The 26,489-nt window shown below is 35.7% G+C and carries 25 protein-coding genes; 17 read left to right on the top strand and 8 right to left on the bottom strand.

Annotation, left to right across the window (positions count from 1 at the left end):
- The coding region (locus BAQ48_RS14725; protein WP_242660462.1) for a GRP family sugar transporter at positions 1-249 on the top strand (249 nt) is incomplete at its 5' end.
- Between the two features lie 16 nt (positions 250-265).
- The gene (gdh, locus tag BAQ48_RS14720) at positions 266-1,051 is read left to right on the top strand and encodes a glucose 1-dehydrogenase (RefSeq protein WP_071711638.1); all 786 of its coding nucleotides are present in this window, start codon (positions 266-268) and stop codon (positions 1,049-1,051) included.
- 212 nt (positions 1,052-1,263) lie between these two features.
- On the opposite strand, the gene BAQ48_RS14715 is transcribed toward gdh (BAQ48_RS14720), so the two are convergent.
- Positions 1,264-1,446 (bottom strand): hypothetical protein, encoded by a 183-nt coding sequence (locus BAQ48_RS14715; protein ID WP_071711637.1) that lies wholly within the window; start codon positions 1,444-1,446, stop codon positions 1,264-1,266.
- Positions 1,447-1,642: 196 nt separating this feature from the next.
- Between BAQ48_RS14715 and BAQ48_RS27965 the strand changes: the two genes are divergently transcribed.
- Positions 1,643-1,867, top strand: coding sequence for a hypothetical protein (locus BAQ48_RS27965; RefSeq protein ID WP_071711636.1), 225 nt, complete (start codon positions 1,643-1,645; stop codon positions 1,865-1,867).
- Positions 1,868-2,428: 561 nt separating this feature from the next.
- Here BAQ48_RS27965 and gdh (BAQ48_RS14700) read toward each other — a convergent pair.
- From gdh (BAQ48_RS14700) to BAQ48_RS28410, 3 genes are all read right to left on the bottom strand, one after another.
- Complete coding sequence (gdh, locus tag BAQ48_RS14700; protein WP_071711635.1) at positions 2,429-3,214, bottom strand: glucose 1-dehydrogenase; 786 nt, start codon at positions 3,212-3,214, stop codon at positions 2,429-2,431.
- A gap of 16 nt (positions 3,215-3,230) precedes the next feature.
- On the bottom strand, positions 3,231-4,088 hold the full coding sequence (locus BAQ48_RS14695) for a GRP family sugar transporter (RefSeq protein WP_071711634.1): 858 nt from the start codon (positions 4,086-4,088) through the stop codon (positions 3,231-3,233).
- 712 nt (positions 4,089-4,800) lie between these two features.
- Positions 4,801-4,935 carry a hypothetical protein gene (locus BAQ48_RS28410; RefSeq protein ID WP_278248815.1) on the bottom strand — a complete coding sequence of 45 codons (135 nt, stop codon included), beginning with the start codon at positions 4,933-4,935 and terminating at the stop codon, positions 4,801-4,803.
- A 132-nt stretch (positions 4,936-5,067) separates the two neighbouring features.
- Between BAQ48_RS28410 and BAQ48_RS14690 the strand changes: the two genes are divergently transcribed.
- Positions 5,068-6,522, top strand: a complete 1,455-nt coding sequence (locus tag BAQ48_RS14690) for a GMC oxidoreductase (RefSeq protein WP_071711633.1) — start codon at positions 5,068-5,070, stop codon at positions 6,520-6,522.
- Between the two features lie 347 nt (positions 6,523-6,869).
- Here the strand turns inward: BAQ48_RS14690 and BAQ48_RS14685 are convergent, their stop codons facing one another.
- Together BAQ48_RS14685 and BAQ48_RS14680 are read right to left on the bottom strand one after the other, a co-directional pair.
- Entirely contained in the window at positions 6,870-7,505 is a 636-nt protein-coding gene (locus BAQ48_RS14685; RefSeq protein WP_071711632.1) for an FMN-dependent NADH-azoreductase, read from the bottom strand.
- 175 nt (positions 7,506-7,680) lie between these two features.
- Positions 7,681-7,998: a winged helix-turn-helix transcriptional regulator gene (locus BAQ48_RS14680; RefSeq protein ID WP_071711631.1), complete on the bottom strand. Its 318-nt coding sequence runs from the start codon at positions 7,996-7,998 to the stop codon at positions 7,681-7,683.
- A 732-nt stretch (positions 7,999-8,730) separates the two neighbouring features.
- Between BAQ48_RS14680 and BAQ48_RS14675 the strand changes: the two genes are divergently transcribed.
- Together BAQ48_RS14675 and BAQ48_RS14670 are read left to right on the top strand one after the other, a co-directional pair.
- Positions 8,731-9,330: a nitroreductase family protein gene (locus BAQ48_RS14675; protein WP_071711630.1), complete on the top strand. Its 600-nt coding sequence runs from the start codon at positions 8,731-8,733 to the stop codon at positions 9,328-9,330.
- 635 nt (positions 9,331-9,965) lie between these two features.
- Complete coding sequence (locus BAQ48_RS14670) at positions 9,966-10,760, top strand: SDR family NAD(P)-dependent oxidoreductase (RefSeq protein WP_071711629.1); 795 nt, start codon at positions 9,966-9,968, stop codon at positions 10,758-10,760.
- Between the two features lie 190 nt (positions 10,761-10,950).
- Here the strand turns inward: BAQ48_RS14670 and BAQ48_RS14665 are convergent, their stop codons facing one another.
- A complete protein-coding gene (locus tag BAQ48_RS14665) occupies positions 10,951-11,946 on the bottom strand; it encodes a zinc-dependent alcohol dehydrogenase family protein (protein ID WP_071711628.1) in 996 nt (331 codons plus the stop codon).
- Positions 11,947-12,526: 580 nt separating this feature from the next.
- On the opposite strand from BAQ48_RS14665, the gene BAQ48_RS14660 reads away from it, so the two are divergent.
- The 10 genes from BAQ48_RS14660 (at position 12,527) to BAQ48_RS14615 (ending at position 25,210) form a co-directional block, all read left to right on the top strand.
- The gene (locus BAQ48_RS14660; protein ID WP_071711627.1) at positions 12,527-13,480 is read left to right on the top strand and encodes an LLM class oxidoreductase; all 954 of its coding nucleotides are present in this window, start codon (positions 12,527-12,529) and stop codon (positions 13,478-13,480) included.
- A 13-nt stretch (positions 13,481-13,493) separates the two neighbouring features.
- Positions 13,494-14,447: an NADP-dependent oxidoreductase gene (locus BAQ48_RS14655; RefSeq protein ID WP_071711626.1), complete on the top strand. Its 954-nt coding sequence runs from the start codon at positions 13,494-13,496 to the stop codon at positions 14,445-14,447.
- Between the two features lie 89 nt (positions 14,448-14,536).
- Complete coding sequence (locus tag BAQ48_RS14650) at positions 14,537-15,085, top strand: glucose-6-phosphate dehydrogenase (protein WP_071711625.1); 549 nt, start codon at positions 14,537-14,539, stop codon at positions 15,083-15,085.
- Between the two features lie 349 nt (positions 15,086-15,434).
- On the top strand, positions 15,435-16,919 hold the full coding sequence (gene zwf / locus BAQ48_RS14645; protein ID WP_071711624.1) for a glucose-6-phosphate dehydrogenase: 1,485 nt from the start codon (positions 15,435-15,437) through the stop codon (positions 16,917-16,919).
- 39 nt (positions 16,920-16,958) lie between these two features.
- Positions 16,959-18,953, top strand: a complete 1,995-nt coding sequence (gene tkt / locus BAQ48_RS14640) for a transketolase (protein ID WP_071711623.1) — start codon at positions 16,959-16,961, stop codon at positions 18,951-18,953.
- Positions 18,954-19,065: 112 nt separating this feature from the next.
- On the top strand, positions 19,066-19,959 hold the full coding sequence (gene gnd, locus BAQ48_RS14635; RefSeq protein ID WP_071711622.1) for a phosphogluconate dehydrogenase (NAD(+)-dependent, decarboxylating): 894 nt from the start codon (positions 19,066-19,068) through the stop codon (positions 19,957-19,959).
- Positions 19,960-20,010: 51 nt separating this feature from the next.
- Entirely contained in the window at positions 20,011-20,679 is a 669-nt protein-coding gene (fsa, locus tag BAQ48_RS14630; RefSeq protein ID WP_000667676.1) for a fructose-6-phosphate aldolase, read from the top strand.
- A 346-nt stretch (positions 20,680-21,025) separates the two neighbouring features.
- Positions 21,026-22,351, top strand: a complete 1,326-nt coding sequence (gene gntP / locus BAQ48_RS14625) for a gluconate permease GntP (protein ID WP_071711621.1) — start codon at positions 21,026-21,028, stop codon at positions 22,349-22,351.
- 131 nt (positions 22,352-22,482) lie between these two features.
- Positions 22,483-24,024: a gluconokinase gene (gene gntK / locus BAQ48_RS14620; RefSeq protein WP_071711620.1), complete on the top strand. Its 1,542-nt coding sequence runs from the start codon at positions 22,483-22,485 to the stop codon at positions 24,022-24,024.
- Positions 24,025-24,151: 127 nt separating this feature from the next.
- The gene (locus tag BAQ48_RS14615) at positions 24,152-25,210 is read left to right on the top strand and encodes a lactonase family protein (protein WP_071711643.1); all 1,059 of its coding nucleotides are present in this window, start codon (positions 24,152-24,154) and stop codon (positions 25,208-25,210) included.
- Positions 25,211-25,283: 73 nt separating this feature from the next.
- Here BAQ48_RS14615 and BAQ48_RS14610 read toward each other — a convergent pair whose 3' ends face one another.
- Positions 25,284-25,460: a DUF1272 domain-containing protein gene (locus BAQ48_RS14610; RefSeq protein ID WP_071711619.1), complete on the bottom strand. Its 177-nt coding sequence runs from the start codon at positions 25,458-25,460 to the stop codon at positions 25,284-25,286.
- Between the two features lie 196 nt (positions 25,461-25,656).
- Between BAQ48_RS14610 and BAQ48_RS14605 the strand changes: the two genes are divergently transcribed.
- Positions 25,657-26,478, top strand: coding sequence for a pentapeptide repeat-containing protein (locus tag BAQ48_RS14605; protein WP_071711618.1), 822 nt, complete (start codon positions 25,657-25,659; stop codon positions 26,476-26,478).
- The last annotated feature ends 11 nt before the right edge of the window (positions 26,479-26,489 follow it).

Genomic DNA, 26,489 nt, shown 5'->3' with positions numbered 1-26,489 from the left:
AAATATGCGATTCGCAATATTATTCCTGGTTTAATTTGGGCAGCCGGAAATATGTTTTTATTTATTTCACAGTCGCGTGTAGGGGTTGCAACAAGTTTTTCCCTTTCCCAAATGGGGATTGTAATCTCGACTTTAGGTGGCATTTTTATTTTAGGTGAAAAGAAAACAAAACGTCAGTTTAATGCGATTATCATTGGGATTATCTTTATTGTCGCAGCTGGAGTTATGTTAGGAATTGCAAAAGGATAAAGAGGAGGAAAAAATTATGTATACAGATTTAAAAGGAAAAGTAGTTGTTATTACAGGTGCTGCAAAAGGTCTTGGAAGAGCAATGGCAGTTCGTTTTGGAGAAGAACAAGCAAAGGTTGTAGTAAATTATCGATCTGATGAATCGGAAGCGAAAGAATTAGTAGACGAGATTAAAAAAGTAGGGGGAGAAGCTATTGCGATAAAAGGAGATGTAACAGTTGAATCGGATGTTATCGATCTCGTTCAGTCAGCTGTGAAAGAATTTGGTACACTAGATGTCATGATTAATAATGCGGGTATCGAAAATGCGGTACCTTCACATGAAATGCCATTAAGTGATTGGAATAGAGTAATTAATACGAATTTAACAGGCGCTTTCTTAGGAAGCCGAGAAGCAATTAAATATTTTGTGGAGAATGATATTAAAGGAACGGTTATTAATATGTCAAGCGTTCATGAGCAAATTCCATGGCCGTTATTTGTTCACTATGCAGCAAGTAAAGGTGGTATTAAGCTAATGACTGAAACATTGGCACTTGAATATGCACCAAAAGGAATTCGTGTAAACAATATTGGACCAGGTGCTATCAATACGCCGATTAATGCTGAAAAATTTGCAGATCCAGAAAAACGTGCCGATGTTGAAAGTATGGTTCCAATGGGATATATCGGAGAGCCGAAAGAAATTGCGGCGGTAGCAGTATGGCTTGCTTCTTCACAAGCGAGCTATGTAACAGGTATTACACTGTTTGCTGATGGTGGCATGACTCTATATCCATCCTTCCAAGCTGGACGCGGATGAGTAATTGTATAACAGTCGAATCGTCAAAAATTATAGAATTATTTCTTTAAATTAAGGTTTTTACTTTAGGAATATCTTTCAGAGTGATGGGTATAATGAATCTCATATAAAAAATCATGTAACAAAAATATAGATTGATGTTTATATGAAATTTTTATATTAAACAAAGGGGCATCCAATTAGAGGGTGCCCTTGTTTTATAGTTTTTAGTTTTAACGATGGTAAGGTACTGGAAATTGTTGATGCCATTGTTGCCATGTTTGATGAGGGTAATGTTGATGCCATTGATTCCAATTCATATACTGTGGCCACATTGTATGATGCCATTGTTGCCATGTTTGATGAGGATGGTATTGTTGCCATTGTCCCCAAGGAACATAATGAGTAGGGTACATTGAATTATCAGCTCCTTTATAAAGAATCTATATATTTTATGTTTTTTTACTTATAAGGAGCTTGTTTCTGTATAACATGGGCATCTTGCATTAGAACCCGATGATTGGATGATTTAGTTGAAAGGGAGAAAGAAAATGGAAAGATATAAAGAAAATGGAAAGATATAAAGAAGTTTGAACAGCTGATTTATTTAAAATGGTTACACAAGATAATTTCAAAGAAATTTATTGGGAAAATAATAATAACGAGCTTGTACCAGCGGAGAATTATAATTTTCGTTTCGATAAGTTAACTAGAGCTAAATGGTTTAAGCGTGAGGTAATCAAACAGATAAAACATGAACAAATATGTTATTTTAATCTCAAAGAGAATTGGAAACAAGCAGAAGGGAACTGCACCAGTAATGACACATTGCGCTAGCATATTTACGGATATGGCTGAACAAAGGAAAAAGCAATTACTAAACATATTCTAAAAGAACAAGGCTGGAAGTTAGTAACTACTATTGAGGAATTCAGAGTTGTTACTTGTAAAAAGATTATATGGGTGAGGTTAAGTACTTCTACATTAGAAGCTCAGGGGTAAATACCATTAGGTTTATGTGTTTATGTCAGTTTCTAGAAGTATTTGCAGTATACAGTACCCAATTTCATGAAAGTATCTGCTTATAGAAACGAAAATTAGGCCCTGCGTGTAATGGAATGGGGGCGGAACATAAAGCTACAGTTATAGTATAAATGAGAATGAAAATGTTATACGAAAATGAATCTAATAAAAATTTATTTATTTTTCTAAAGGAAAAGCAGTTAGCAAAAGCTAACTGCTCCGTGAATAAGAAGAACACAATGGTTATTCGTATTCAACCTTGGTGTATCTATAGTATTACCATGTATTTAAAAAATCATTCAATAAAAAAGCAGCTAGCAAAGGCTAACTGCTTCATTTAAACTTATTGAAAAAAACAACTTAATTATTGATTAATCAACCACGTCCAGCTTGGAAAGATGGGTATAGAGTCATGCCACCATCAGCAAACAGTGTAATACCTGTTACATAGCTCGCTTGTGAAGAAGCAAGCCATGCTGCTACTGCTGCAATTTCTTTCGGTTCTCCGATATATCCCATTGGAACCATACTTTCAACATCCGCAAGTTTTTCTGGATCTGCAAATTTTTCAGCATTAATCGGTGTATTAATGGCACCTGGTCCAATATTATTTACACGAATTCCTTTTGGTGCATATTCTAGTGCTAATGTTTCTGTCATTAGCTTAACACCACCTTTACTTGCTGCATAGTGAACAAATAATGGCCATGGAATTTGTTCGTGAACGCTTGACATGTTAATAACTGACCCTTTAATATCGTTCTCCACAAAATATTTAATTGCTTCTCGGCTTCCTAAGAAAGCCCCTGTTAAATTCGTATCAATTACTCTATTCCAATCACTTAATGGCATTTCATGTGAAGGTACCGGATTTTCAATACCTGCATTATTAATCATGACATTTAGTGTACCAAATTCTTTTACAGCAGATTGAATTAAATTAATCATATCTGATTCAACTCTTACATCTCCTTGTACAGCAATGGCTTCTCCACCAGCTTGCTTAACTGCTTGTACTACTTCATTTGCTTCTGATTCGTTTGAATAATAATTAATTACAACTTTCGCTTGTTCTTCTCCAAAACGGATTGCCATTGCTCTTCCAAGACCAGTTGCACCACCTGTAATAACAACTACTTTATCTTTTAAATCTGTATACATAATTTTTTCCTCCTCGTTATCCTTTTGCAATTCCTAACATAACTCCAGCTGCGACAATAAAAATAATCCCAATGATAATCGCATTAAACTGACGTTTTGTTTTCTTTTCACCTAATATAAAAATGCCACCTAAAGTTGAGATTACAATCCCCATTTGGGAAAGGGAGAAGCTTGTTGCAACCCCTACACGCGGCTGTGAAATAAATAAAAACATATTTCCGGCTGCCCAAATTAAACCAGGAATAATATTGCGAATCGCATATTTATTAAATGGTTGATGCTTAAATGTTAGCATCAGTCCACCTAACACCATACCGATTGCTTGTGGTAATAAAGCCGACCATCCGTCTATACCGAATAAGCGGATAATTACTACATACACTAAGTAACCAAGAGTCGAGATTAATAACATCACAATCCCTTTTTTGAAATTTCCTGTTTGTTCTTCGTTTTTCTCCTCGTTGCTTTGAAGAGACGTGAGAACGATTCCAACAATGATGCATATAAGCGCAAGAACACCTAATATAACAGAGGTTGTTGTGGACCATTCATGAAATACAATTACTCCAAATAGAGTCGCTGAAACTAATTGCATTCCTGTTGAAATAGGCATCGTCTTAGAAACACCCATTAAATCAACACTTTTTAATTGGTTGGCTTGTCCCACTGCCCAAAATAGGCCTGAAATAATCCCGATGATTATAACCATTGGCGTCAAAACGGGCTTCATAAAAATATAAACACCGATAGAAAAAACAAGAGCGCCAAGGGTAGTTCCTAGTATTTGACTGTAGGGTCCACCACCTAACTTAACGTTGAAGAGTACAATACTTCCCCAAAATAATGCTGGTAAAATCGCTAATAAAATATCCATTTTTTAACCTTCCTAAAACATATTTATTTAGCTGAATTCATATAAGAGACAGCAAGTTTAGTTTGTTTAGTATATAATTGCTTCCTCCTTCATATTAAAAATAAGTACCTAGTTAAAAATACATTTTAAATTAATTTATATCAAATATATTTTCGTTAACAGGTTACTTTATGTAACCAATAATAACTACACAATAATTTTATGTCAAGCATTAATTTTTAATTTTAAAAGGTTAAATAAAAAAATATAAAAAGCGAGTAGAAAAATTTAAAAATCTAATAAAATAGGTTTGCTTATTACGAACTTCAATCAATATAGCTGAAGAGGGCACATATTTTGGAGGTTAGAATGTATCCCTTGTTAGGAAACTCTCAAACTGTAATGAATAGAATAACTACTAAACAGCTTGTTAAATTGTGTATTCATTTTGAAAAAATAATTAGAGATACTCAAAATGTATAATGAAAAGAGTTGGTAGCATCTTTATTGCTAGAAGGATGTGTTTAGGTATTTATGGAAATAGGGGGATGTTCTTTTATAATCAAAATTGGGATGTTGAAAATATGGTCCTTCATGTAATAGGAAGCATAAAATGGCTGTTTTGGCCAACTTATGCTTTTACTAAGTGAACCTCCCTAATATATCTCTAATGAGATTAAAATATTCTTCATTTCCTGTTGCAATATGAATCTATCTACATAAGAAAGAATTATTATCTATTGTTTGATGCACCTTTAGTCATCATTTTTTTACTAAATTGTTGAAATACTTCAAATGGTTGTGATGCTAATGTAGTTAATTTAAATAGGGGATGTGATTTTTCTTTTTGATATAAACTAGTAGACATAATAAATTTCCCTCTCTTTTTGAATGATTTAAAAATACTTTCCAGTAAAAAAAAATTCTCAATCCAAGATAAATAAAAGATAAAAGTAATACAGATATATAAATGCGTAAAAATTCTAAAGGAAGTGAGACTATGCAATCACATCCAAACGAATGGATTCCGGTTATACCGTTGGAGCAAATGACTAATAAAGAATATGACGTTTTGATTGTTGGCAGCGGAGCAGGAGGCGGGGCGGTTCTATGGAGATTATGTGAACAATGGAAAAATAAAAAAAAACAAATTGGTCTTCTGGAAGCAGGGGATTTGCTTTTGCCCACTCATGGGCAAAATCTTCCGACAATGAATATTGATCGGTTTTTAAATAATTATTTTCCTAAAGTCGCAACACCTATCGGGAAGCGGTTGCCTCAATATCCGGAAGCAACACTTGTTTTTGCTCTTGGAGGTAGAACCTTGTTTTGGAGTGCAGCATCTCCCCGAATGCCTGCTTTTGAAATGGAAAAATGGCCTGTGACAGCAAACGAGATGAAATTCTATTATGTTATCGCAGAAAAAGTAATGAATGTCACTCCGTTTTTCGCTCGAGGATCATCTATGCAAAACATCATGTTAGAGCGTCTTAAGAAAAATGGATTTCCGGAAGCTATAGACTTACCAATGGCAGTTAATCTTAAAGGAACACAACACGGACAAATTGGTTCCGATGTTTTTTTTAGCTCAATCCATTTTTTAGCCTATGCCTTGAATTGGAGGGCTTTTGATTTAGCAGTCAATTCTCGTGTCGTTCAAGTAGTAATCGATCAAGGAAGAACAGTCGGAGTTCACGTGATTTCTCCTGATAAAAAGTCCTATTTCATTAGAGCAAAAACAGTTGTATTATCAACTGGTGCTCTAGAAACACCTCGGATTTTGCTTAACTCAGGAATCCAAGGACCAGCAATTGGCCATTATTTGACGAATCATTCCCTTCTTAGAGCTATAGGGCAAATAAACCGTAGAAACTTTTCAGAGGAACTAGGAAACTTAGTGATAAATATTCCTCAAACAAAACAATCTCCTTTTCAAATTCAAATGCTCGGATCGGAAAAATACTATGCTTATCAGCCTTTTGAGGAAAAACCATTTCTTGAGGAAGTGAAAATCGCGATAAATACCTTTGGTAAAGTAGAATCCAGATTTGAAAATAGTGTTTACTTAGACCCTACTGAACGTGATGAATACGGTATACCACAGATTCAAGTCAGCTTTTCCTACAGTGAAACAGACAATATGATCATCCAAAAAATGGCACAAGCTAAGATACAAGCTACCGTAGCTATGAAATTATCCTTGACTTCACAAGACAATAGGCCTCCAATCTCTCTAATGTCTCCTGGAAATGATTATCATGAGTCAGGTACATGCCGTATGGGTGATGATCCTTTAACTTCTGCAACCAATCAATTTGGTCAAATTCATGGCATTCCGGGTCTTTATGTAGCTGATAATAGTGTACTCCCTTCCATTGGGGCAGCTAATCCTACCCTAACTACAATTTCGTTGTCTATTCGTACGGCTGATTACATTATCCAACAACTAGGGTAAAATGGAATGATTTACTTATATAAATTTCAATACATAATTGAACGTATAAAGAAATTTTGTACACAGCATGTTAACTGCCGCTTTCGAATTTCACTTCAAATAGCCTCTTTTGTGGGGGCTATTTTTTGCGTATCGTGTTTTTTTCTAAATGCTGAAGATATTCCAAGTTGCACGAGATAGTTAGGTTATTGAAATTAAATAAACATAAACAAGCTATCATGGAATTGATAGCTTGTTTATGTTTATTTATAGTGCAAAATAGCAATTACATATTTTTTGAATCAGCAGCTAATTGTAAAATGCAAGGATTTGATTTTGAAATTACCTTATTCTTTAGAGGTACGTATTTAAAAATATTTAGCAATTTCTTTCGCTTTAAGAATAGCATTTTCCTTAATTTCTAATGCTTTTTCAGGAAACTTGTTATGCCCCTCAATAAAGATACCCTCAAAAGATGAAGTTCCAAAAAACTCCATCATAACTTTTAAATAGCGGTGCCCCATTTCTTTTGATGCTTCTGGTCCGTCAATATAAATATCGCCACGCGCTTGAATGTGCAATGCTTTTTTACCTGTTAATAATCCAACTGATCCTTCTTTTGTATATTTGAATGTTTTTCCAGATACAGCTACAGCATCTAGATATGTTTTTAAAATGGCAGGGATGGAGAAATTCCACATAGGAGTAACAAATACATATTTATCAGCTAAGACAAACTGCCCACCTAATTCAGCTAGACGTCCGACTTTTGAAATTTCAATAGGTTTTAATTCGTGCAATGCAGTCCCAGATCTAAGTTTATTCCATCCATTAAAGACATCAGCATCCAGATATGGAATATCAGCCTTATATAAATCAAGATGAACGATTTCATCATTAGGGTTTAGTTTTTTATAAGATTTAATAAATTCTTTTCCAACCGCCATACTGTATGATTGAGTATCATCAAATGGATGGGCTGTAATATAAAGAAGATTTGCCATATATTTATTCCAGCCTTTCTAAAATGAGGTCAGTTATTACTTGAATATTAAACAGTGTAAATTTTATAAGATAAATTGTCCATTTATTGAACTTATTAACTATAATTTTTAGTGAATTATACTTTGTCTTTGTTTGAGAGTTATTTCGTTTGTGAATATGAAAGGAGATCTACATTTATTCTTTCATCCAGCTTTCTGCCCATTGACTAATTGGTCCCAGAATTTCCCCTAATGCTGCGCCTTTTTTGGTAAGTGAATATTCTATTCTTACAGGGCGTTCTGCGAGTACATGTCTTACCACTATATCGTTATCCTCAAGTTCTTTCATTCGTTCTGTGAGCATACGTTTACTCAAATCTGGAATCATTGAATGAATCTCGCTAAAACGTTTAGGACCACTCATTAGTACATAAATAATTAATCCGGTCCATCTTTTTCCTATTAATTCAAAGCTTCTTTCTATTTTAGGTTCTATATCTCGCTGATTATTCATTTCTCACACCTCCGTGCCATTAAATTGTAATTGTGTGTTTCTATAATATGTATTGTAGCCATATAAATTATATCAAACAAATAGGATAATTCCGTTATTTATGTAGGAAATCATAAATAATTAGGGGGGATAAAGTAATCTACATATTTCTATTTTAATAATATTTTTTTATAATGTGAAGGTTTCTCCGTATTATTTCTAATTAATATGTAAATGTAACAATTTTTTATTTAAGTAAATATTTGTTGACGTTAAACTAACTAAAGATTATTTTGGTTATGTAAAATCAGTTGCTAAATAAAAGTAATTAAATTGATTATTGTTATTTGATGATGGGATTGAATCTTTTTCAAGAATTGTTATCTATAAAAGGTGGAGTAGAGAAGGGCGTAGATGGCATTTATATTATTCGGGGAAAATCGGCGTTTTAGCTGAAAAGGGAAGTTTTCCTACACTCTACAATTTACATGCGAATCCAAAAATGCCCTTAATCGATTTCTATCATTGGTTGAGGGAAATCAGGGATGTTGAATATTCAGGATACATTAATAGAAATTGGATAAAATAGTATCAGACAATGAGTATATAAATATTTCTTAGGTAATCTTGAAATAGTTTATCTACACTGGAGCTATAGGTCTAGTGATTGATAATAAATGTTTAACTTTAAATTATATCGCATTTGAAATGTATTATTTTGAAGGATAGTAAAATTTAGGAGGAAGTAAAACAATGACAAAGGATTTCTACACTGCACTGAAAGAAAGACGTACTTATTATGGGATTAATAAAGAGGTACAAGTATCGGATGAAAAAATTAAAGAAATCGTGGAGTTTGCTGTGAAATATACGCCATCAGCTTTCAATTCTCAAACTGCACGATTAGTTGTATTATTTGGTGAAGCTCATAATAAATTATGGGATATTACAACTGAAACATTAAGAAAAGTAGTTGGAGATGGAGATTTTTCAGGAACGCAACAAAAAATGGATTCCTTTAAAGCTGGTTATGGAACAGTACTATTCTTTGAAGATGAGTCTATCGTTAAATCGCTTCAAGAAAAATTTGCTGCATATGCTGAAAACTTCCCAATTTGGTCACACCAAGCATCTGGTATGCACCAGTTAGTTGTGTGGACAGGTTTAGAAGCAGAGGGATTAGGAGCATCTTTACAACATTATAATCCATTAATCGACGATGAGGTAAAACAAGAATGGAATGTTCCTGCTAACTGGAAACTAATTGCACAAATGCCATTTGGTAATCCAACAGCTGCACCAGGAGAAAAAGAATTCCAACCGCTTGAAGAGCGTGTGAAATTTCATAAGTAATAAACGTTAGCCATAAGGAATGAGTAAAAAGATTCTAGTTATGAATACGATCACAAGTGTAACAATATGTATATTTAAAAAAACACGAAGACTTTAAAGTCTTCGTGTTTTTTGATTTATGTTTGAAAGTGATAAAGGAGTATAATGGTTTTTAGTTAATTAGGATAAAAATAATCCTATAACTGTATTTAAGAATGTGTGATTTTACCACCTTTTCTATGATAGAAAAAGATACTACGTTAGTAAATATAAAGAGTTAGAAATTATAGTTTATAGGGCACTTTTTTGTTCCTATGGAACTTTAAAGTGCGTAATTTTCTTTCTAGTTAATATATATCATAATGGTATTTACTAGTTGGTTTTAGCTTTACTCTGCTGTTGATTTGATTTTTTAACATTACAATGATGCAGAATGATTAGAATTAGAATTATCGAGTAGATCCAAATGCTTATAATTTCGATTTTTAATTCAGTACAGAGTGAAATAGCTACATAATTTTCGTTTATACTCTTTTGAGAATAGAGTGGATCTGCTTATTTTCTGTTAAAGATAAGAGAAATGAACCACAATATAAACGTAATTATTTATTCCAACGTAAGTCAATCATTTAGCGCATGAATTTGGAGGGATCTATATGCATATGCAATTAAAAGGAAAAACAGCATTGGTTACTGGATCTACGGCAGGCATTGGAAAAGCAATTGCCACTTCATTAGTAGTGGAAGGAGCTACTGTACTTATTAATGGACGCCGTGAAGAAAATGTTAATCAAACGATAAAAGAAATTCGGGCGCAATATCCGGAGGCTATCCTTCAACCCGTAGTAGCTGATTTAGGAACAGAACAAGGGTGCCAACATGTGATTGAAAGATACCCTGAAGTAGACATTCTTATTAACAACTTAGGAATTTTTGAACCTGTAGAATATTTTGATATTCCTGATGAAGATTGGTTTAAATTGTTTGAAGTCAATATTATGAGTGGTGTTCGACTTACTCGCTCGTATTTAAAACAAATGATTGAAAGAAAAGAAGGAAGAGTCATCTTTATTGCTAGCGAAGCAGCTATTATGCCATCTCAAGAAATGGCTCACTATAGTGCGACTAAAACGATGCAACTCTCACTTTCTCGCAGTTTAGCTGAGCTGACGACAGGAACGAATGTGACTGTTAATACTATAATGCCTGGTTCGACTTTAACGGAAGGAGTGGAGACTATGTTAAATAGTCTTTATCCTAATGAGCAATTGACACTAGAAGAAGCTGAGAAGCGATTTATGAAAGAGAATCGACCAACCTCTATTATTCAAAGACTTATTCGACCAGAAGAAATTGCCAATCTTGTCACTTTCTTAAGCAGCCCACTTTCTTCAGCGATTAATGGTTCCGCGTTACGAATAGACGGGGGATTAGTACGTAGTGTATTTTAATAAATTAAAAACAACATAATATTCTGTTGCAGGTAAAGATGGTACGACAAATGAGTTGTATTTTACTTATTAACAGAAATATACAAAAAGAAAATTGTGATATGAAAACAGCCGGATTTTCTACTGTAAGAAAAATTCGGCTGTTATTTTCCTACAACAAACATTTGTTATTTGTATTATTTAGTGAAAGTTACCAAACGTTTTTCAAAACTATTTTACCTATTGCTTTATTTGACTCCAAATATTCATGTGCTTGTGCAACTTCATCAAACGTAAAAGGTTTAGAATCTAGCAATGGTCGAAGGTGTCCTTCTTCTACTATTTGCGTCAGTTTAGTTAAAATTTCCCCGCAAGCGTCACGTTTATCTGTATGTAATATTTTTAACGCCATAAAAGTAACGTGCAGAGTAAGTCCTTTTGCGTGTAAAGGAGAGAGGTCATGGGTTGAACGAGCTGCAATTGTTACTACAGTTCCATTGACTGCAGCAGCTTCAAAAGAATGATCAAGATTCTTGCCACCTACCGTATCAAATATAACTTCAAATCCGTTTCCATTCGTATGTTTTTGCACATATTCTTGAACAGATTCTTCTTTATAATTAATAGCTATATCGGCTCCTAGACGATGGGCTATTTCCATTTTGTTTTGCTGAGAAGCTGTTGTAAAAACTTTAGCACCTGCCCATTTAGCTAATTGGATGGCTACGTGTCCTACGCCACCAGTAGCTCCATGGATGAGAACATTTTGAACAGGTTTAATATTTGCACGATCAAATAAAGATTCCCAAGCTGTAATTGCAACTAATGGTAGAGCAGCTGCTTCTTCCATTGTTAAATTGTTAGGTTTGTGAGCAATCAGTCGTGCATCAGTAAGCATAAATTCTGCAAGTGCACCTCCAGTTTCTTTAAAACCTCCGGCACATCCGTATACTTCATCCCCAGATTTGAATTTCGAAACACCTTCTCCCACTTCAATGACAATACCAGCTACATCTCCGTGTAATATAGCTGGAAACTCAGGAGCGACTGCTGAAACGGCACCACTACGCATTTTTGTATCGATTGGATTTACACTTGTTGCTTTTACATGGATTAGAACATGACCTGGTAAAAGTTTCGGTTTTGAAACTTCTTCTAATTGAAATACAGATGAATCCCCAAAAGAATGGATAATTTGTGCTTTCATTGTTTATACCTCCTGTTTGTGGCTATAGCATAGCAAAGTACGTGAAATAAGTATAATATTTTGAATTTTGTTAGTGAGAATTTTATATAGAGAAGGGGAAAGTACGTGAAATAATGTAACGTACTTGCGAAAGCAATTGTAAAGCTTTTTGAAGAAAGGGTAGATGTTATTTTTGCAGCATGATTTATTCATGATGTTTATCCCGCATTAACGTGCAGTAAGACCCCCACCTCAAAATTCAGCGGAAGCAAAGATGTTAGGTGGGGATCAACTGCCCGTAAAAGCCCGATTGGTTCAACTAATAATCAGTGGGGGATGAACAAAACCCCCACTGATTAAAGTTTCACTTTATTATTACTCACTTAGCATAGGTACTTTAAAGTGCCTACATCACTTTAAAGTACGTACTGTTATTCATGTTATGACCGATTTATAATAACACTCGTAGCACAAAGAAAGTTATAACGATTACAATCGGCAACAATGTGGTGTTACAGCATTGCTCATGAATTTTGAGAAGAAATATGAAAAGTAAAGAAAACTATAGATTTATATGAATGAAGGAAAGTGAGTGAAACACATGGAAAAGTTTGCGAATCATTTTGGATATAATCGTATGTTTGCGAAAGATCGACTTACATTAGGAGTTCACATTCCGATCGAAAATTATCAGTTCCATGCGCCAACGATGGAAAAACAAGTAGAATTAGTGCAAAAAGCAGAGCAATATGGTTTTACAGGTGTATGGCTTCGCGATGTATTGCTGCAAGACCCTGACTTTGGTGATCCTGCAACAGGTCAAATTTACGATATGATGATTTATTTGACGTATTTAGCAAGCAAAACGGAGAAAATCGCATTTGGAACATCGGCAACCGTATTATCACTTCGCCATCCATTGCGTGTGGCGAAAGAAATTGCGACATTGGATCAACTGTTTCCAGAAAGAATTATGCTCGGCGTTTCATCCGGTGACCGACGTGCTGATTTTAAAGCGTTAGGTGTTAGTCATGAAACAAGAGGTGAAAAGTTTAGAGAAGCGTTTGCTTACTTGGAAGAGATTTTGTACAAAAACTTCCCATCTATACAGTCGACGCTAGGAGAAGTGAATGGAGCAAATTTAGTCCCAAAACCGTCTAAACATGTTCCAACCTTTATTACAGGTTTTAGTCAGCAAAATATGGACTGGTTCGCTGAACATGGAGATGGATGGATGTATTATCCACGTAGTCCAGTACATCAGGCGGTAGCAATTGGACAATGGAGAGAACGAGTAGAGGATTATCATCCAGATGTATTCAAACCATTTATACAACCGATGCATTTAGACTTATCTGAAGATCCAAATGAACGTCCTACACCGATACGTTTAGGTTACCGTACAGGGCGTAAGGCGCTAATTGAATTGCTTGATATATATCGAAGTATTGGTGTGAATCATTTATTCCTTGCTTTATTTGATGGTCAACGTCCAGCTGACGAAGTATTGGATGAGCTAGGAGAAGAAGTGCTACCTCATTTCCCAGCATTGTAAAGGAGTGAAAAGAATGAAAGCAATAGGACTTATGCAATATGGAGATAAAAGTGTACTACAAGAGATTGAAATGCAGACACCTCTATTGGAAGACAACGATGTACTGATTGAAATATATGCAGCTGGTGTAAATCCCGTGGATTGGAAAATACGTGAAGGTTTACTTCAAGACGTAATTTCTTATGAATTCCCGCTCATTTTAGGATGGGATGTTGCAGGGGTAGTTGCTGATATAGGGAAAAACGTAACAGCATGTAAAGTGGGGGATGAAGTATATAGTCGTCCGGATATTGAACGAAACGGCACTTATGCAGAGTACGTGGCTGTAGATGAGAAGTATGTGGCGAAAAAACCGAGAAATCTATCTTTTGAAGAAGCGGCATCTATCCCTCTAGTAGGTTTGACAAGTTGGCAAAGTTTAGTGAAGTTCGCAAATGTTCAAAAAGGTAATAGGGTTTTAATTCATGCTGGATCTGGCGGGATTGGTACGTTTGCTATTCAATTAGCGAAAAGTTTCGGTGCACATGTTGCAACTACGACTAGTACGAAAAACATGCAGTTTGTAAAGGATCTAGGCGCTGATACTGTCATTGATTACAAAACAGAAGACTTTTCCTTACTTCTGCATAATTACAATATTGTATTTGATGTGTTAGGCGGGGATGTACTAAAGGATAGTTATAACGTGCTTGCACCAAATGGAAAGTTAGCGTCTATTTATGGTCCGAAAGGTATGGAAATTCCGCAAACTGAAATATCAAGAGAGAAAAATATTGAGAGTGACCATATATTTACTGAACCTAACGGATATGAACTTTCTCTTATTACAGAATTAATTGAGGGCGGGAAGATTAAACCTGTTGTAACGCATGTGTTGCCTTTACATGTAGAAGGCGTAAAAAAAGCACACCACATAAGTGAGTCAGAACGTGCTCTTGGCAAAATTGTATTGAAGAAACATTGGTAAAGTATGAGGTTGTAGAGACAGTATTGTGCTAAGTAGCGAATGAGCTTATATATTCTATTCTAGCAATTGTTTTAAAAGGGAGAGAACAAATGGATTCAATGACATTTCTTTTATTCGGAGCGACAGGGGATTTAGCGAAACGAAAAATTTACCCTGCTTTATATAAACTATTTAGTAATCAAAATATACCACAATCTATTTCGATTATCGGTATTGGCAGAAAGATAATGTCAGATGTGGAATTTCAAACAAAGGTAGAACAATCCCTTGCTACATTTTCTAGAATATCTACTGATGACGAATCAAGAGTAGAAGAATTTATTAGCACATTTCGTTATTGTCAATTAGATACAGCGAATATAGAGGACTATCAAGATTTGTTGAGTCTTGTAAAGATGCGTGAAACAGAATTAAACATTCCTAAAAACCGTATGTTTTACCTATCTGTTATACCAGAAGTATTTGATGTAATTGCTTTAAATATTAAAGAGAGCGGATTGTGGGCTACAAAAGGATTAAACCGTCTTATTATAGAGAAACCTTTTGGTCATAATGTAAAATCTGCTCACCAGTTTAATGAAGAATTAATTGAAAGTTTTGATGAAACTGATATTTATTATATCGAACATTATCTTTGAAAATGAATGGTAACTAGGAATACACTTAGGAAAGTATTACGAAATAAATAGTATGTAATTCAAGATATTTTTATTGACGATAATAGTTTATGTGGTTAATATACTAGACATAAGATTACTTAATTACTAAAAGTAATCAAATATAAAATGTTTCGTTAAATTCTATAAATAAGTAAGTTGTAGTAGAAATGCTTTGAATTGCCACTATTAATATTGGGGACAATGAGAGAGCGAAAGGTATAAAAAGAATTGGAATTAGATAACTCTTTGTTTTTTATAAAACATGAGCTTCTATACAATTCATTTTCAAAATATTGACAAGGATCATACAACAAGAGGGGGACTGAAATTGGAATCAATGACCTTTGTTTTATTTGGAGCGACAGGGGACTTAGCGAAACGAAAAATTTACCCCGCACTATATAACTTATATAGAGATCAAAAGCTTCCAAAGCAAATATCCGTTATCGGGCTTGGGAGACGTCAAGTATCTCATGTAGATTTTCAAGAAAGAATAAAAGAATCAATAGAGACATTTTCCCGTCATAGAGAAGAAGGTACTCCAGAACTCGAAGGTTTTTTAGATAATTTTCGCTATTGTCCATTAGATGTGAGTAAGCCGGAAGACTATGAGAGATTATTACAAGTCGTTCGTGAAAGGGAAGAAGAATTACATATAAAAGGTAATAGAATGTTCTATCTTTCCGTTGCTCCTGAATTTTTCGAGACAATTGCTTTAAATATTAAGGAAAGTGGACTTGATAAAACGGATGGATGGAAACGCTTAATGATTGAGAAACCGTTTGGGCACGACCTTAAATCTGCTCGTGAGCTTAATGATAAGCTTAGTCGCACGTTTGAAGAAGACGAGATATACCGTATTGATCATTATTTAGGTAAACCGATGATTCAAAACCTTGAAGCACTAGAATTTGCAAATCCTGTTCTCCAATCAATTTGGAACAAAGAGCATATAGCGAATGTACAAATTACAGCTAGTGAAATAGTTGGGGTTGAAGAAAGGGCAGGATATTATGATCAGGCAGGAGCCATTCGAGATATGGTTCAAAATCATATGTTACAAATATTAATGATGACTGCTATGAATCTGCCGGAAAAAATTAACGCATGTGAAATTCGAGAGGAAAAGCGAAAGGTAATGGAGACGCTTCGTAAAGTGAAAAAAGAAGACGTTCAAAATCATATCGTTCGCGGTCAATACGCTTCAGGAGAGATAAAAGGCGGGCAAGTTGTAGCGTATAAAGAGGAGCCAGGAGTAAATCCTTCTTCTAACATAGATACATTTGTTGCTGCACGCTTATGGATCGATAATCCATTTTGGACTGGCGTTCCCTTCTATATACGAACAGGCAAAAGAATGAAAGAAAAGTCTACTCGTATTGTAATCGAATTTAAAAATACGTTAAAACAGCAATATCAAGATAATAACCCAAATGCAGAACCTAACTTATTAATAATTGAAATTAGCCCAGGTGAGAACGTTTCATTACAGTTAAATAGTAAAAATCCATTGAAAAATGGAGAGATTGAACCGATCCGTATTAACTTTACTTGCGAGCAAGCGGATGTGGGAGTACCTGAAGCGTATGAAAGACTCATTCATGATGCTGTGAGTGGAGACGCTACATTCTTTGCACATTGGAAAGAAGTTGAGTTGTCATGGGAATGGGTACAACCAATTCTTGAAGCATTCGAGGAGAACTTATTACCACTTCATGAATATGAGTCTGGTTCATATGGTCCAGATGCGTCTAATGAACTATTGCAAGAAAGTGGATTTAAATGGTGGTTAGATCAAGAAACGGAAAAATAAGTACTTTCTTTAATGAAAGCATTTAGGGGGACGATTACTATGACACAAAACATAAATCAATTAGCAGTGAATACACTTCGTACGTTATCAATTGATGCTATAAATGCGGCAAATTCAGGTCATCCGGGTCTTCCGATGGGAGCAGCACCGATGGCTTATGCATTATGGGCGAATCATTTACATCACAATCCTAATCATCCAGAATGGTTTAACCGTGATCGATTCGTTTTATCGGCGGGACATGGATCGAGCCTACTATATAGCTTACTTCATTTAGCTGGATATGGTGTTTCGATTGATGACTTGAAAAACTTCAGAAAATTAAATAGTAAAACACCAGGACATCCTGAGTTTGGTCATACTCCTGGTGTTGAAGCGACTACAGGCCCGTTAGGACAAGGAATTGCAAATGCTGTCGGAATGGCGATGGCAGAAGCGCATTTAGCAGCGAAGTTTAATAAGGATAGTCACTCTATTATAGATCACAATACGTACGCTTTAGTTGGAGACGGTGACTTAATGGAGGGTGTCGCTTATGAAGCGATGTCAATGGCAGGGCATATGAAACTTGGCAAGTTAATTGTACTGTATGATTCAAATGAAATTTCACTTGATGGTGAATTAAACATTGCTTTTTCTGAAGATATTCAGAAAAGGGTAGAATCTGCACATTGGCAATATGTAAGAGTTGAGGATGGAAACGATGTTGAGGCTATCACAAAAGCTATTCAATTAGCGAAAGACAATACGGATCAACCTACTCTTATAGAGATTAGAACCATTATAGGTTATGGAAGTCCTAAAGTTGCTGGAACGAACAAAGCACATGGTAATCCGCTTGGAGTAGAGGAAGCGACAGCGACAAAACAAGTGTATGGTTGGCATTATGAGGAAGACTTCTTTGTACCTGAAGAAGTAAAAGCTCATTTTAATGACCTGAAACAAAAAGGTATTGAAAAAGAGAATGAATGGAATGAGCAGTTCAACGTATACAGAGAATCGAACCCTGCACTAGCAGATGAATTAGAAAAAGCGATTACAGGTGAGGTTTTAATTGAAGCGAAAGACATTCTATCCTTCGATACTGAAAAAACGATTTCCACTCGTGTTGCAAGTGGGGAAGCGATTAATCATTATGTGAAATCGATCCCTTCTATTTTCGGTGGAAGTGCAGATCTTTCGCATTCTACGATGACAGATATAAAAGGTGAAGCAGTTTATGCGGTAGAATCGTATGCTGGCCGAAATATATACTTCGGTGTACGTGAACATGCAATGGGCGCGGCAGCAAATGGACTGGCACTTCATGGAGGAGTAAAACCGTTCGTGAGTACATTCTTTGTATTTAACGATTATCTTCGTCCATCTATTCGACTTGCTGCATTGCAAAAATTACCTGTTACTTACGTATTTACACATGATTCGATTGCTGTAGGAGAAGATGGTCCAACGCATGAACCAATTGAACAATTAGCAGCTCTTCGGGCAATTCCTGGTTTAACAGTTATCCGCCCATCAGATGCAAATGAAACAGCGAGTGCGTGGGCTTATGCATTACAGCAAACGGATGGGCCGGTCGTTTTAGTACTTAGCCGTCAAAATTTACCGGTATTTAATGAAACGAAAGCGAACATAGAGAATCTTTCTAAAGGAGCTTACGTATTAACGCAAACGAATGAAAATCCGGATGTGATTTTCATTGCGACAGGTTCTGAAGTTACTTTAGCTGCTAGTGCGAAAGTAAAATTAGAAGAAGATCATGTTTCAGTTCGCATCGTTGCAATGCCGAGCTGGGAGTTATTCGATCGCCAATCGAACGAATATAAAGAATCCGTTCTTCCGTCTTCTGTAACGAAACGAGTATCTCTTGAGATGGGTGTATCTCTTGGATGGGAGCGTTATATAGGACAAGAAGGAAAAGTACTATCAATTGAAACATTTGGAGCTTCAGGAACTGGAGCTGAAGTCATGAATCTATTTGGATTTACGACAGAAAATGTTGTTCAAATTACAAAAAATGTATTGAATTCTTAAGCTATGAATGTGAATACCTTTCTGTACAGATCAAATTATGAGTGCCGAAAGGTATTCAAAATCGTAGTGATATGAATTTTTAATAAAAGATGATTTGAGGAGGAATTATATTATGCAAGTAGGATTAATTGGTTTAGGTAAAATGGGATTAAATTTAGGGAAAAATTTAATGGATCATAAACATGAAGTAGCAGCATTTGATTTAAATTCAAGTGCAGTTGAAGAAATGAAAGAGTACGGGGCTACAGGTACATCTAGTTTAAGTGAACTTGTTCAGTCATTACAATCACCAAGAATTCTTTGGGTTATGGTACCACACGCTGTTGTTGATTCTGTTATTGATGAGGTTACACCACTTTTATCAAAAGGAGATATTTTAATTGAAGCGGGTAATTCACATTATAAAGAGTCAATTCGCCGATACGAGCAACTAAAGAAAGATGGCATTCACTTTATGGATGCAGGAACTTCTGGCGGAATGGAAGGCGCTCGTAATGGTGCTTGCTACATGATCGGAGGAGACCAAGAAGCTTGGGATATCGTTGAACCTATCTTCCGCGATACTGCTGTAGAAAATGGATACTTATATGCTGGAAAAGCTGGTAGTGGTCACTTCTTAAAAATGGTTCACAATGGAATTGAATACGGCATGATGGCTGCTATTGGTGAAGGATTTGAGATCCTAGAGAAAAGTGAATTTGACTACGATTATGAAAAAGTATCAAGAGTATGGAATAACGGTTCAGTAATCCGCTCATGGTTAATGGAATTAACTGAAAATGCATTTTCTAAAGATGCAAAACTGGATGAAATTAAGGGCGTTATGCATTCTTCTGGTGAAGGAAAATGGACAGTAGAAACGGCATTAGACCTTCAAACAGCAACTCCTGTTATCGCAATGTCGCTATTAATGCGCTACCGCTCATTAGACAATGATACATTTACAGGAAAAGTAGTAGCAGCTCTGCGCAATGAATTTGGCGGACATGCAGTAGAAAAGAAATAAACATCTTAAAAATTTAACTCATTGACGTTTAAAAAATGGAGGGAATAGATCATGAAGTTTTTTATTGATACTGCAAATCTTGAGGACATAAAAAAAGCATATAAACTTGGAGTTTTAGCTGGTGTTACAACGAATCCGTCTTTAGTAGCAAAAGAGGGCATTAAGTTTGAAGACCGTATTGCAGAAATTTGTCAGGCAGTGCCGAAAGTTGAATCTGTTTCGGCAGAAGTAACGCCAGATGCTGTGACAGCTGAAGAAATGATTGCTCAAGCAGAAGAGTTGATTAAAATTAACGGTGGCGATGAAAAAGTTACAATAAAACTTCCGATGACGCTAGCGGGATTAGAAGCTTGTCGCTATCTTACTGAAAAAGGTGTGAAAACGAACGTTACCCTTATTTTCACTGTGAACCAAGCTCTTTTAGCTGCTCGAGCAGGTGCGACGTATGTTTCTCCATTTTTAGGACGTTTAGATGATATTTCTGAAGATGGCGTATTATTAGTTGCTAAAATTGCTGAATTATTCGATGTTCATCAATTAGATACACAAATTATTGCGGCTTCTGTTAGACATCCGGATCATGTAACTCGTGTAGCGATGGCAGGTGCTCACATTGCAACAATCCCTTATAAAGTAATTGAACAACTTGCTATGCACCCATTAACAGATCAAGGTATTGAGAAGTTTGCTGCGGATTGGGCGAAAGCTCCTAAATTATAATGCATAAAAGTGAAGGGGCTTTCCGAAAACTGCTTTTCATAAGAGGGCAGATCCTACGTAACTTCATCGTTTAAACGGGATCCCGAGTTTGTCTTACTACGTGAAAACAGCAAGAGAAGAAAGCGTCATTCACTTTTAAAGAAGGATAATTTGCTTACGCGAAGCGTTTACCATAATAATATTATAATTATGAAAGGGAACTCCCCTTATCAGAGAGATGAGTTAAAGTATATCTCTGATAAGGGAGATTCTTTTTATATAAATCATTCAAGAAAGAACGATATAGGTTCTCTTAATTATAAAGTGATTTGAAAGGGTTTACATAAAGGGTTAGGTGGAATTGATTATGAATATGTATCTTTTAATTATTACATTATTATCAATTGTAATTGTTATTTTAGGGGTGTCGTGGTGGAGATGGCATGCGTTTATTAGTTTAACGGTTGCAAGTTTGTTTTTAGCAGTTATGTCTGGAATGCCAATGGATAAAATAGTGAGTGCTTATGAAACGGGAGTTGGCAGTGTTCTCGGGCATTTAGTAGGTATTTTAGTTTTAGGTACAATTTTAGGGAAAATGATGGCAGAGTCAGGTGCTGGAATGCAAGTGGCAGAGTTCTTTATTAAATCCTTTGGAATAAAAAACTTACCATGGGCGATGTTAATTGCAGGTTTTATTATTGGAATTCCAGTGTTTTTTGAAGTAGGGATTTTAATATTGTTGCCGTTAGTAATTTCTATTCATAAAACAACGAAACAAAATATTTTATTGATTGCGTTACCAGCGATTGCTGGGCTATCTGTCGTACATGGCCTTGTTCCTCCGCATCCAGGGGCAATCGTTGCAATTGGGATTTATAAAGCGAATCTTGGGAAGGTACTATTGTATTCACTCATTATTACATTTTTTGCAGCGATTATTGCAGGTCCTATATTCGCTAAATGGATTCACAAACGAGTAATTCCTGAAAATGAGCCAGAATTGATTCGTGTAAATACAAAATCAACGAAATTACCAGGAATAGGAGTTTCATTTTTAGTTATTTTGTTACCTGTTATGTTAATGGTTTTAGCAGCAGCAGCTCCTTATGTTCCGCTTTCTACTACTTTGATGAAGTTTGTCACATTAATCGGTAGTCCTATAATTGCGCTATTGATTGCATGTTTTGCAGCGTTCTATTTTCTTGGATTTCGTCAAGGTATCGATAAAAAGGCTATTAAGAAGATAACGGAAGATAGCTTATTACCAATCGGCTCTATTGTTGCGATTATTGGTGCTGGTGGCGGATTTAAGCAAATTCTTATCGATAGTGGCGTAGGTAATGCTATTGCTCAAATGTCTGAACATTTAGCTCTATCTCCAATTGTATTAGCATTTATGGTAGCTGGATTAATTCGAATTGCGACAGGATCTGCGACAGTAGCTTTAACAACAGCAGCAGGCATCGTTTCACCAATCGTTGAAAATACGACAGGTGTGAATTTAGAGTTGCTCGTCATCGCAACAGGTGCAGGAGCATTAATGTTTTCGCACGTAAACGATGCTGGGTTCTGGATGGTAAAAGAATACCTAGGATTAACAGTGAAAGAAACATTTAAAACATGGACGGTATTAGAAACATTACTTTCATTTATCGCTTTTGGAGGAGTTTTACTACTCGATATGTTTGTTTAAAATTAGGATATTTTTATATGAATCGAAATAGATAACTTTAGCACATAACGTTATGAATAGATAAAATAAATATATTTTTATGGTTCTTATATTATTAGGATACTGTAGCAATTTTTTGTTAGGAGGAAGAAATGGTGAGCTCAAAATATATGATTGGTGTAGATATTGGGACAACTAGTACAAAATCAGTTCTATTTTCTACTGATGGATCTGTTATTGCAAGTCATGGAATTGAATATCCTTTATATTCTCCTACGCCTGAAACAGCAGAACAAGACCCAGAAGAAATTTTTCATGCAGTAATAAATACGATTAAAGAAACTGTACGATCAAGTGGTGTAAAGCCGAATGATATTCTTTGTGTTTCTTTTAGTTCGGCAATGCATAGTATCATTGCCGTAGATGAGAAGGGAAAACCGTTAACGAGATGTATCACTTGGGCAGATAATAGAAGTGCAAGCTGGGCAGAGAAAATAAAGAGTGATATGAATGGTCATGAAATTTATTTGCGTACGGGAACACCAATTCATCCGATGTCACCACTTTCGAAATTAGTTTGGTTACAGAATGAGCAGGCAGAATTATTCGCAAAAACTTATAAATTTATTTCTATTAAAGAGTATGTTTTCTACAAGTTATATAAGGAGTATGTCATTGATTATTCTATAGCATCAGCAACAGGAATGTTCAATTTAAAATCTTTAAAATGGGATGAAGAGGCTTTACATGTTGCGGGAATTACAGATGACAAGCTTTCTAAACTCGTTCCAACGACGCACAGTTTAACAGGATTAGATGAAGAGCTTGCAAATGAGATGAATGTACTTGTTTCCACTCCTTTTATAGTAGGAGCGAGTGATGGAGTACTATCCAATTTAGGTGTAAATGCAATTGATCCTGGCGTTGTGGCTGTTACAATTGGGACAAGCGGTGCGATACGTGCTGTAATAAATCGTCCTGTAACAGATCCAAAAGGTAGAATTTTTTGTTATGCCTTAACTGAAGACCATTGGGTAATTGGTGGACCAGTTAATAACGGTGGTATGATTTTCAGGTGGGCTCGTGATCAATTAGGTACTTCAGAGATTGAGCTTGCGAAGCGTTTAGGAAAAGATCCATATGAAGTGCTTACTGAAATAGCAGCAAAAGTGAATCCGGGATCTGACGGCTTATTATTTCATCCGTATTTAGCAGGGGAAAGAGCTCCTTTATGGAATGCAAATGCACGAGGATCTTTCTTCGGACTTGGGTTGCATCATAAGAAAGAACATCTTATCCGTGCTGTTTTAGAAGGAGTAATTTATAATTTATATACCGTTCTTCTCGCTTTAAAAGAGCTAATTGGCGAACCGAAAAAAATTCAAGCGACAGGCGGTTTTGCAAGATCGGAACTTTGGAGACAGATGATGGCGGATATTTTCCATCAAGACGTATATGTTCCGGAAAGTTTTGAAAGCTCTTGCCTAGGAGCTGCGATCCTCGGTTTATATAGTTTAGGTGAAATAGATACATTATGCGTAGTATCTGAAATGGTAGGGGCGAATTTCCACCATGAACCAAACATGGAAAGTGTGGAAAAATATAAAGATTTAACACCAATCTATATTCGTCTGTCCCGTCAATTGGAAGAAGAATATGAAAGTATAGCAGCGTACCAAAAAAAGTGGGTTTAAAGGCTATTTAGCAGAGAAATATGGTAACGTATAAAGAGGTACTCCAATTTTTTTAGGATACTCTTTCAATATAAAATATTGTAAGAAGTATGATGAACGAAAAATATAGGGAGAGAGGGTTATGGAAATGAAGGATAACAAAGAGTTTATTGGGTATGTTGGAACTTACACGAAAGAAAAAAGTGAAGGAATATATAAGTTTATTTTAGACACGGAAGCAAAGGAAATTAGTAATGTAACACTTGCGGCTAAGCTGGATAACCCTACATATGTAACGATTAACCGAAAGAATGAATATCTCTATTCCGTTGTTAAGGAAGGAGAATCTGGTGGTGTAGCTGCTCATTCAATTGATAGTAAAACTGGAGAGCTAAAGGAGAAAAATAGACAAGTGGTAGAAGGGGCTTCTCCTTGTCATGTGAGTGTTGATAGTGGAACTCACACGGTAGTTACAGCAAATTACCATAAAGGAACGATTGAGTCTTTCGCAGTAAATGAAGAAGATGGATCTGTAAATCCTGCGACCTCTATTATAACGCATAAAGGTTCAGGTCTGAATAAAGAAAATCAAGAGAAACCACATGCGCATTACGCGGGATATACACCTGATGAGAAATATGTGATAGGTGTTGATTTAGGGATAGATAAAATAATCACGTATGAAATAAAAGATAGTACATTAACAGAAGTGAATAGTTTATCTGTAAATCCAGGAAGTGGTCCGAGACATATTACTTTTCATCCGAATGGAAAGTACGCTTATGTGATGACGGAACTTAGTTCAGAAGTCATTGTATTAACGTATCATCCTGAAGGGGGATCCTTTACAGAATTGCAGTATATTTCTACTGTTCCAGAAGATGATGAGAACAGTCAAGGGAGTGCCATACACATCTCTTCTGACGGCCGGTTTGTGTATGTAGCGAATCGTGGTCATAATAGTATTGCTGTTTTCAGCGTGGATCAAAACTCAGGTCAGCTTACATTTGTTGAACATACACATACAGAAGGAAATTGGCCGAGGGACTTTGTATTAGATCCTACTGAAAAGTTTCTTGTTGCTACAAATGAAAAGTCGCATAATCTAGTACTATTTTCAAGAAATGAATCTACTGGGAAGTTAACACCTATCCAATCTGATGTTGTTGTGCCAGAGCCTGTTTGTGTTAAGTTCTTCAATATTTAGCTTCTGTTCGATATAATTTCATCCACTCAAAAAAATAGAGGATAGAAAAAGCAAAGCGATATCGCTTTGCTTTTTATTGTTTCTTTTTCGGTCTACGTACTAACTCGCCACCGCAGTTTGGACAAACGTTATGTCTTTCTTCTGTACATGGTTCGCAAAATGTACATTCATACACGCAGATGTAAGCTTCAGAATCTTGCTTTAGGGATTGATCGCAAATTTGACAGTTTGTTTTCATTTCTAGTGCCATAGTAAGTCTCCTTTTTAGTTTGAAAATTTATAATTTAATTATAATTCATTAAATAGAAACAGTCCTTTTCAATTGAAAGGAAATCGAATGATAAAGTTATGAATTGAAATGAAAGATGGCGGTTTGTTTTAAAATTGATTATTTAATGCAGTTAGAATATTATGAAATAGTCAAAGGGAAACAGGGGGTATAGATTTTGACTATTCATAACGATCATTTAAAAGCAAACTGTGAAACATGTTTCGGTCTATGTTGCGTGGCGTTACCGTTCGCAGCATCGGTAGATTTTGCAGTGAATAAAGATGGTGGTAAACCATGTTCCAACTTACAATCAGATTTTAAATGTAGTATACATAAAGAGCTAAGAGGAAAAGGGTATAAAGGTTGTACAGTATTCGAATGTTTCGGCGCTGGGCAGAAGATTTCTCAAGTTACATTTAACGGGATTGATTGGCGGAAAGATGCTGAGCATGCGAGAAAAATGTATGATGCTTTTCCGGTTATGCATCAGCTACATGAAATGCTTTGGTATTTGAATGAGGCTATTCTATTGAAGGCAACACAATCGATTCATAAAGAACTAAGTAAAGCGATTGAAGAGACGGAGCGCCTTTCGAATTTAAATGCGGACGAGTTAATGAAAGTAAATATTCCATTACACCGTGCAGAAGTGAATGTTTTACTTTTAGAAACGAGTGAGTTAGTTTGGAAGGAAATGAATGCTGCACGTAAGAAACGAATCATTCATCGCGGAGCAGACCTTATGGGGGTAAATTTGAAAAAGAAAAATTTGCAAGGGGCGAATTTAAGAGGAGCTTACTTAATTGCGGCTAACTTAAACGGTGCAGATTTAAGAGGAGCAGATCTCATCGGAGCAGATTTGCGAGATGCAGATATTCGAGGGGCCGATTTTACCAATAGTATTTTTCTGACGCAAGTTCAAGTTAATGCGGCGAGAGGGGACAAACATACGAAATTGCCGAAATTATTGTCCCGTCCATCGCATTGGAGTGCATAAAGAATATGGAG

The sequence above is a fragment of the Bacillus luti genome, from assembly GCF_001884105.1.
GTDB lineage: Bacteria > Bacillota > Bacilli > Bacillales > Bacillaceae_G > Bacillus_A > Bacillus_A luti.
The sequence above is the reverse complement of the archived record's forward strand: the minus strand, read 5'-3'. Positions and strand labels throughout refer to the sequence as shown.

What these genes read in the sequence shown, in the direction of transcription:
- gnd (WP_071711622.1), top strand. Translation starts at nt 19,066, where the DNA reads ATGCAAGTAGGATTAATTGGTTTAGGTAAAATGGGATTAAATTTAGGG.
- BAQ48_RS14615 (WP_071711643.1), top strand. Translation starts at nt 24,152, where the DNA reads ATGAAGGATAACAAAGAGTTTATTGGGTATGTTGGAACTTACACGAAA.
- BAQ48_RS14680 (WP_071711631.1), bottom strand. Translation starts at nt 7,998, where the DNA reads ATGAATAATCAGCGAGATATAGAACCTAAAATAGAAAGAAGCTTTGAA.
- fsa (WP_000667676.1), top strand. Translation starts at nt 20,011, where the DNA reads ATGAAGTTTTTTATTGATACTGCAAATCTTGAGGACATAAAAAAAGCA.
- gdh (WP_071711638.1), top strand. Translation starts at nt 266, where the DNA reads ATGTATACAGATTTAAAAGGAAAAGTAGTTGTTATTACAGGTGCTGCA.
- BAQ48_RS27965 (WP_071711636.1), top strand. Translation starts at nt 1,643, where the DNA reads ATGGTTACACAAGATAATTTCAAAGAAATTTATTGGGAAAATAATAAT.
- BAQ48_RS14655 (WP_071711626.1), top strand. Translation starts at nt 13,494, where the DNA reads ATGAAAGCAATAGGACTTATGCAATATGGAGATAAAAGTGTACTACAA.
- BAQ48_RS14695 (WP_071711634.1), bottom strand. Translation starts at nt 4,088, where the DNA reads ATGGATATTTTATTAGCGATTTTACCAGCATTATTTTGGGGAAGTATT.
- tkt (WP_071711623.1), top strand. Translation starts at nt 16,959, where the DNA reads ATGACACAAAACATAAATCAATTAGCAGTGAATACACTTCGTACGTTA.
- gdh (WP_071711635.1), bottom strand. Translation starts at nt 3,214, where the DNA reads ATGTATACAGATTTAAAAGATAAAGTAGTTGTTATTACAGGTGGTGCA.
- gntK (WP_071711620.1), top strand. Translation starts at nt 22,483, where the DNA reads ATGGTGAGCTCAAAATATATGATTGGTGTAGATATTGGGACAACTAGT.
- BAQ48_RS14650 (WP_071711625.1), top strand. Translation starts at nt 14,537, where the DNA reads ATGGATTCAATGACATTTCTTTTATTCGGAGCGACAGGGGATTTAGCG.
- gntP (WP_071711621.1), top strand. Translation starts at nt 21,026, where the DNA reads ATGAATATGTATCTTTTAATTATTACATTATTATCAATTGTAATTGTT.
- BAQ48_RS14685 (WP_071711632.1), bottom strand. Translation starts at nt 7,505, where the DNA reads ATGGCAAATCTTCTTTATATTACAGCCCATCCATTTGATGATACTCAA.
- BAQ48_RS14660 (WP_071711627.1), top strand. Translation starts at nt 12,527, where the DNA reads ATGGAAAAGTTTGCGAATCATTTTGGATATAATCGTATGTTTGCGAAA.
- BAQ48_RS14670 (WP_071711629.1), top strand. Translation starts at nt 9,966, where the DNA reads ATGCATATGCAATTAAAAGGAAAAACAGCATTGGTTACTGGATCTACG.
- BAQ48_RS14610 (WP_071711619.1), bottom strand. Translation starts at nt 25,460, where the DNA reads ATGGCACTAGAAATGAAAACAAACTGTCAAATTTGCGATCAATCCCTA.
- BAQ48_RS14675 (WP_071711630.1), top strand. Translation starts at nt 8,731, where the DNA reads ATGACAAAGGATTTCTACACTGCACTGAAAGAAAGACGTACTTATTAT.
- BAQ48_RS14690 (WP_071711633.1), top strand. Translation starts at nt 5,068, where the DNA reads ATGCAATCACATCCAAACGAATGGATTCCGGTTATACCGTTGGAGCAA.
- BAQ48_RS14665 (WP_071711628.1), bottom strand. Translation starts at nt 11,946, where the DNA reads ATGAAAGCACAAATTATCCATTCTTTTGGGGATTCATCTGTATTTCAA.
- BAQ48_RS28410 (WP_278248815.1), bottom strand. Translation starts at nt 4,935, where the DNA reads ATGTCTACTAGTTTATATCAAAAAGAAAAATCACATCCCCTATTTAAA.
- BAQ48_RS14715 (WP_071711637.1), bottom strand. Translation starts at nt 1,446, where the DNA reads ATGTACCCTACTCATTATGTTCCTTGGGGACAATGGCAACAATACCAT.